The sequence below is a fragment of the Paenibacillus sp. genome, assembly GCF_035645235.1.
Classification (GTDB): Bacteria; Bacillota; Bacilli; order Paenibacillales; family YIM-B00363; genus Paenibacillus_AE.
The window spans coordinates 1-6,958 of record NZ_DASQMZ010000096.1; the positions used below are offsets into that span (position 1 = coordinate 1).

Annotated in this window: 6 protein-coding genes; 4 read left to right on the top strand and 2 right to left on the bottom strand. The window is 63.7% G+C overall.

The genetic code is table 11. The annotated features are described in order from the left end of the window. Positions 1-447, top strand: a 447-nt coding sequence (locus VEZ38_RS08805; RefSeq protein ID WP_324892977.1) for a hypothetical protein, incomplete at its 5' end; no start/stop codon positions are given. Between the two features lie 277 nt (positions 448-724). Here VEZ38_RS08805 and VEZ38_RS08810 read toward each other — a convergent pair. Together VEZ38_RS08810 and VEZ38_RS08815 are read right to left on the bottom strand one after the other, a co-directional pair. Continuing rightward, positions 725-1,552: a lysophospholipase gene (locus tag VEZ38_RS08810; protein ID WP_324892978.1), complete on the bottom strand. Its 828-nt coding sequence runs from the start codon at positions 1,550-1,552 to the stop codon at positions 725-727. Between the two features lie 208 nt (positions 1,553-1,760). Further along, positions 1,761-3,848, bottom strand: coding sequence for a PBP1A family penicillin-binding protein (locus VEZ38_RS08815; protein WP_324892979.1), 2,088 nt, complete (start codon positions 3,846-3,848; stop codon positions 1,761-1,763). A gap of 184 nt (positions 3,849-4,032) precedes the next feature. Between VEZ38_RS08815 and speE the strand changes: the two genes are divergently transcribed. The 3 genes from speE (at position 4,033) to VEZ38_RS08830 (ending at position 6,635) form a co-directional block, all read left to right on the top strand. Further along, positions 4,033-4,860 carry a polyamine aminopropyltransferase gene (gene speE, locus VEZ38_RS08820; protein WP_324892980.1) on the top strand — a complete coding sequence of 276 codons (828 nt, stop codon included), beginning with the start codon at positions 4,033-4,035 and terminating at the stop codon, positions 4,858-4,860. After that, positions 4,857-5,726, top strand: coding sequence for an agmatinase (gene speB, locus VEZ38_RS08825; protein WP_324892981.1), 870 nt, complete (start codon positions 4,857-4,859; stop codon positions 5,724-5,726). The genes speE and speB overlap by 4 nt, the downstream gene beginning before the upstream one ends. Before the next feature lie 297 nt (positions 5,727-6,023). After that, complete coding sequence (locus VEZ38_RS08830) at positions 6,024-6,635, top strand: DedA family protein (protein ID WP_324892982.1); 612 nt, start codon at positions 6,024-6,026, stop codon at positions 6,633-6,635. Positions 6,636-6,958: the final 323 nt, after the last annotated feature.

Here is a 6,958-nt window from a genome sequence, read left to right on the forward strand (position 1 = left end):
GGCGTCGCCGCGGGCGAAGCGGAGCTCGTCGTCGCGTACGGCGGGCTGCAGAAGACAGTACGCGTGTCGGTGAGCGAAGGCGAGTTGGCGTCGATCCGCATCGCGCTGCCGATGTCGACGATCGAAATCGGCGAGTCGGTGACGGCGGAGGTGTACGGGACGTATGAGAATCCTTACGTAGGTCCTCGAGAGCTTGCGCTCGGAGAGGGCGTCGCGCTGACGGCGACGCCGGAGGGCATCGTCGCGATCGACGGCTTGACCGTGACGGGCCTCGCGCTCGGAGACGCGGTCGTTACGGCCCGGTACGGCGATTGGGCGGCGACGGCGGAGGTTACGGTCGAGCGAGCTCGCCCGGAGCGTCCGGATCGCCCGGATCAGCCGGATCATCCGAATCGTCAGGATCGTCCGGACCGGCCAGACCGCCCAGACCGCCCGGACCGGCCGTAAGGATGGAATGAACCAATACGACAAAGAAGGCTGCGCCGGCAAAGTCGGCGCAGCCTTCTGCTTTAAGGAACAAGAATGTTCTTTATTTCCGGTGAAGCGGCCGGAAACCGGCGAATAAGGAACATCCAATTTCCTTATTCGTTGAAGAAACGGCCCGAAACCGCGGTTTTGCACGGAATAGAGAAACTTGATGTTCCTTATTCGAGCATTTTCCAAAGGGAGATCAAAAATAAGGAACATCGATGTTCTCTATTAGAGTTCGTCCCGACGAAGCTGTTTACGCCCCGCCGCTTTCGACATGCCGGTCGAGCCAGCCGACGATGTCGCGCAGCACGTCGTCCCGCTCCGGCTCGTTCAGGACTTCGTGGTGCAGGCCGGGCAGCAGCCGCACGTCCTTGTCCGGCGACGCGAGGCGGGCGCCGAAGTCGAGCGACGGCGCCGGCGCGATGATTTCGTCCGCGCCGCCGTGCAGCAGGAGCAGCGGCAGCGAGATTCGGCCGGCCTCGGCGAGCGCCGCCGCCTGCGCGCGGAGCAGCTCGTTGTAGAAGCGGACGCTCGCGACGTACACCATGAGCGGGTCGGCGGCCGTCGCGCGCGCGATGTCCTCGCTGCGCGTGACGCGCTGCTCCTTCAGGCCGCTCGGCATGCGCAGCCGGGGCAGCACGCCGTCGAGCCGCCGCCCGAGCGCCTCCTTCCATGCAGGGATCGGGAACCGGAGCCGGAAGGCCGGCGACGTCAGGACGGCCCCGGACAGCAGGCCGGCGACGGGCGACGTCTGCAGCAGCCTTGCGGCGATCAGTCCGCCCACGCTGTGGCCGAGCAGAAACAGCGTTGTCTCCGGGCGGCGATCGCGGGCCGCCTCGATCCAGGACGCGGCGACGTCGACGAACGCGTCGAACCGATCGATATGGCCGCGCAGTCCGCCGGAGCGGCCGTGTCCCGGCAAGTCGCCGGAGACGACGTCGTACCCGGCGGCGTTGAGCGCCGCGGCGACGTGCGCGTATCGGCCGCAATGCTCGCCTTGGCCGTGGACGAGTACGATCGTCGCCTTCGCCGGCGTCCTTGCGTCCAGCAGCCAATCCTTCCGATAAATTTCATTCGTCATGCCAAGATCGCCTCCGTCTGCGCTTCGGTTTGCTTCCATACTATAAGGTTTCGGCGCAAAAGAGAAGCCGCTTCGCCGACCGCGGAGACCGGACAGCGCCGGCTGAGCGAAGGGAACTCAAGGAGAAGGAGCGGGGGAGACGCTCGCCGGCCGCCGCAACGACAAAAAAAGACCGGGAAGCTCCAAGCTCCCGGTCCCTTCGATCGGCCTAGCTGTTCCACCAACGCTTCAGATCGTCCCACCAGTTGCGCTCCTGATCTTGATGCGGCGCGCCTTCCTGCGCGGGCAGCGGCTCGGCCCCGTGGCCGGCGCACGCCTCGGTCGGCTCCGTTCCCGCGATGAACGATTCCAGCCGCGGATTCGGGCAGTCGGCCGTCGCGAGCAGCCCCGTCGCCGGGTCGATATAGACGGTCGTTACACCCTCGGGCACCTCGAACAGCTTCGGCGGCACCGCCGACAGCGTCTTCTCCGTGAATTCGGCGAAGATCGGCGAGGCGGTGTGCGCCTCGATCGTCGAGACGGACCGGCCCTTGTCGTAGCCGATCCAGACGGCCGTCGCGAGCTCCGGCGTGAAGCCGACCATCCACGCGTCGGTGTTCGTCGTGCCCGTCTTGCCGGCGACCGGGCGCTTCAGCAGGTCGGACACGCGCCGCCCCGTGCCGCCGTCGTCGAACACGCTCTGCATCAGATGCGTGAGGATGTACGTGTACTGCGGCGCGACGACCTGCTCCTCGCGCGGTTTCGCTTCGTACAGCACGCGGCCGTACATATCTTCGATCCGGAGGATGGCCGTCGGCTCCCGGCGTACGCCGCCGCCCGCGATGGTCGCGAAGGCGGACGCCATCTCGTACGGGCTGACCGGGTACGTCCCGAGCGCCAGCGACGGCAGCGGCTCCATCTCGCTCGTAATGCCGAGGCTGCGAGCGGTGTCGATCACCTTGTCCGGACCGACTTGCATGATGGTGTTCACCGCGTAAATATTGTCCGACTTCGAAATCGCGTAGCGCAAATCCACGAGCTTGTTCGGATACTTATTGTTGTAATTTTTCGGCGAATACGTCTTGCGCCCCTCGTCGTACGTGAAGACGGTCGGCTCGCTCATGAAGCGGGTGACGGCCGTGAAGCCCTCCTGCTGCAGCGCCGTCAAATACAGGATCGGCTTGAACGACGAGCCCGGCTGGCGCGTGGTCGCGAACGCGCGATTGTATTGGTTCTCCTCGTAATTCCGCCCGCCGACCATCGCTTGGATATGCCCCGTCCGCGGATCGATGGAGACGAGCGCGGCCTGCAGCTCCTCGTGCGGCTCGAGGTACTTCGCGACCGCCGCTTCGGCGTTCGCCTGCGCGTGCAGGTCGAGCGTCGTGAAGATGCGGAGGCCCCCGGAATCGTACAGCCGCTCGTCGATGCCGAGCTCCCCGACGGCGACGCTGCGGACATAGTCCCGGAAGTAGGGGGCTTTGGAGGATTCCTTTTCCGTCAAGGGCTGGAGGTTCAACGGTACGGCGTACGCCGCCGTCGCCTGCGCGTCCGTAATGACGCCTTGCTCGGCCATCGTCGTCAACACGAGCTTCTGCCGGGCGCGGGAACGCTCGTAATCCATATGCGGCGAGTAGTACTTCCAGCTCTTCATCACGCCGGCGAGCATGGACGCCTCGGACAGCGACAGCTCGGAGGCGGACTTGCCGAAGTACAGCTCCGACGCGGCCTCGATGCCGTACGCGCCGTGGCCGAAGTAGATCTGGTTCAAATACATCGCCAGAATCTCGTCCTTGGTGTACGCCATCTCGAGCTGCAGCGCGTACATCGCCTCTTTGATTTTCCGCGTCCACGTCTTCTCGTGGGTGAGGAACAAGTTGCGGGCGAGCTGCTGCGTCAGCGTGCTGGCGCCTTGGCCGTTCGGGTCGAGCGTGCGGAGGTTCGTCCAGATCGCGCGGCCGAGCCCCCGCGGGTCGATGCCGAAGTGCCGGTAAAACCGCTTATCCTCGATCGCCAGCGTCGCCTTCAGCATGTCGGGCGCGATGTCGTCCAGGGTGACGATGTGCCGGTTTTGCCCGCCATGGAACGAATCGATGAGCGAGCCGTGCACGTCGAGCAGCTCGGTCGATTGCGTGAACGACACCGGCGGCATCGGCTGCACGCGGAGGTACAGCAGCAGCCCCGCGAACGAGACGGCGGCGAGAATCAACATCGTTACGGCGAAAATGATCAGTCGCTTCGCGATCCGCAATACGCGCAGCAACGGAGCGGCCTCGCGGTGCGCCGCGAGACGCGGGGGAGGGTTCAACGGTTCGTCCATGGGAATCGCTCCTTCGACGTACTCGCAATCAGGAAAATGATGCCTCTCTCCCCATTATGGGACGAAGCGGGACGGGCTATACTTTGGTTGCATTTTTAGGCCAGTTCTCTATAATACATCTTGTGGTTTCGCGCGGGAAAATGAAGGCAGAATCCGGATTTGGACGAAGAGAGGGATCGAACCGATGGATTTATGGTATACGGAGAAGCAGACCGACAATTTCGGCATTACGATGAAGGTTATGAAAACATACGAGAACGAGCAAACGGACTTCCAGCATCTGACGATGATCGAGACGGAAGAATGGGGCACGATGCTGACGCTCGACGGCATGGTCATGACGAGCGTGCGCGACGAATTCGTCTATCATGAGATGGTGGCGCATCCGGCGCTCGTCACGCACCCGAATCCGGAGCATGTGCTCGTGGTCGGCGGCGGCGACGGCGGCGTCATCCGCGAAGTGATGAAGCACCCGAAGGTGAAGAAGGCCGTGCTCGTCGACATCGACGGGAAGGTCATCGAATATTCGAAGAAGTACCTGCCTACGATCGCGGGCGAGCTGGACAACCCGCGCGTCGAAGTGATCGTCGGCGACGGCTACATGCATATCGCGCAGCATAAGAACGCGTACGACGTCATCATGGTCGACTCGACCGAGCCGGTCGGTCCGGCGGTGGAGCTGTTCTCGAAGGGCTTCTACCAAGGGATTTACGAAGCGCTGAAGGAAGACGGCATCTTCGTCGCGCAGACGGACAACCCTTGGTTCAAGGCGGACCTGATCCAGACGGTCAACCGCGACGTGAAGGAAATTTTCCCGATCGTCCGCGTGTACGGCGCGAACATCCCGACGTACCCGAGCGGCCTGTGGACGTTCACGATGGGCAGCAAGAAGTACGATCCTTTAGAGGTGGCGGCTTCGGCGATTCCGGCGTTCGAGACGAAGTATTACACGCCTCGCCTGCACTCGGCGGCGTTCGTGCTGCCGAAGTTCGTGGAGGACTTGGTGAAATGAAAATCGATCAAGCGTATTCGGGCAACGTCTTTATTCTGAGCTCGGAAGACTACGAGTCGGCGCAGGCGGTCATCTACGGCATGCCGATGGATTACACGGTGTCGTTCCGCCCCGGCTCCCGCTTCGGTCCGGCGGCGATCCGCCGCTCGTCCGTCGGCCTCGAGGAGTATAGCCCGTACTTGGACAAGCACCTCGAGGAAGTCGCGTACTTCGACGCCGGCGATCTGCTGCTGCCGTTCGGCAACGCGGGCAAGAGCCTCGAGCTGATCGGCGAGTACGTGCAGAAGCTGCTGAACGACGGCAAGGTGCCGGTCGGCCTCGGCGGCGAGCACTTGGTGTCGTGGCCGGTCATTCGCGAGGTGTTCGCGAAGTATCCGGAATTGAAGCTCATCCACATCGACGCGCACGCGGACCTGCGGGAGCAGTACGAGGGCGAGCCGCTGTCGCATTCGACGCCGATTCGCAAGGCCGCGAACCTGATCGGCGGGAAGAACGTGTACCAGTTCGGCATCCGCTCGGGCATGCGCGAGGAGTTCGCGTGGGGCCGCGAGAACGTCAACTTCTTCCCGTTCGACGTGCTGGAGCCGCTGAAGAAGGTGCTGCCGGAGCTCGAGGGCAAGCCGGTGTACGTGACGATCGACATCGACGTGCTCGATCCGTCGGCGGCGCCGGGCACGGGCACGGCGGAAGCGGGCGGCATTACGTCGAAGGAGCTGCTCGCCGCGGTGCACGCGATCGCGGGCTCCGGCGCGAACGTCGTGGGCTTCGACCTCGTCGAAGTGGCGCCGGTGTACGACCCGACGGAGCAGACGCCGATCGTCGCCGCGAAGCTCATTCGCGAGATGCTGCTCGGCTTCTTGAAATAAGGTGACGGCCCCCTCGGCGCGAGGCGGGCCTTTTTTTTCGCATCCGCACGGAAAGTGCGGCGGGGCGGAGACGCGAATGCGCGCCTAGAAGCGGAGAACTCCGCTTACGGCGTCGCTCGAGGCGCGGATTCGCGCCTAGAAGCGGAGCTCCGCTTACAGCGTCGCCCGTGGCGCGGATTCGCGCCCAACCGCCTTGCCTGCCCGCCTCGAGTCGGGGCGGCCGCACGTCCGCGAACGATGGCGACGGTCGGGGGAGTCGCGAAATAATAGAGTGGAAACGATCGGAGGGAAATGACGTTGGAGGCGTTGGCGTGGTTGGAGCGGGTGTTCGATCAATACGGGTATTTGGTGTTGTTGATCGGCCTGCCGGTCGATTTCATCGCGTTGCCGCTGCCGCCGGGGCAGACGACGCTCGCGTATACGGGATATTTGATCTCCAGAGGGACGCTCGTTCCGGCGGCGGCCGTCCTGTCGGCGTTCCTCGGCGCGTCGATCGGCGTGACCGCGACGTACACGATCGGGTACCAAGCGGGAGCCAGGCTGCTGGACCGGTTCGGCAAGCGGCTCATGATTCGCCCCGAGGTGCTAGAGAAGTCGCGGAGATATTACGAGCGCTACGGCAACCGATTCCTGTTCGCAAGCTTCTTCCTGCCGGGCGTACGCCAGTTCGCCGGTTACGCCGTCGGCATGCTGAAGGTGCCGTACCGCACCTTCGCGATCTATGCGTATGCCGGAGCCGCCTGTTGGACCGGGGCGTTCATCGCGATCGGGTACGCGTTCGGCGAGCGGTGGGAAGCGGTATACGTGTTGATCGAGCGGTATTTGGTCTACTTCGGCGTCGCGGTCGGGCTGGCCGTCGCCGCGTTCGTCGCGGCGCGGCTGTATCGCAGGCGGCGCAAGGCGGGATAACGCGGCGAAATATGTTCAGATAAGAGGCGAAATCAGCGGAAGGCGGAGCAATCGCCGAGATAGGCTCAGATGTGAGGCTAAATCGGCGGAAGGCCGAGAAATCGCCGAGATAGGCTCAGATGTGAGGCGAAATCGGCGGAAGGCCGAGAAACCGCCGAGATAGGCTCAGATGTGAGGCTAAAATCAGCGGAAGGCGGAGAAATCGCCGAGATAGGCTCAGATGTGAGGCTAAATCGGCGGAAGGCGGAGAAATCGCCGAGATAGGCTCAGATGTGAGGCTAAATCGGCGGAAGGCGGAGAAATCGCCGAGATAGGCTCAGATG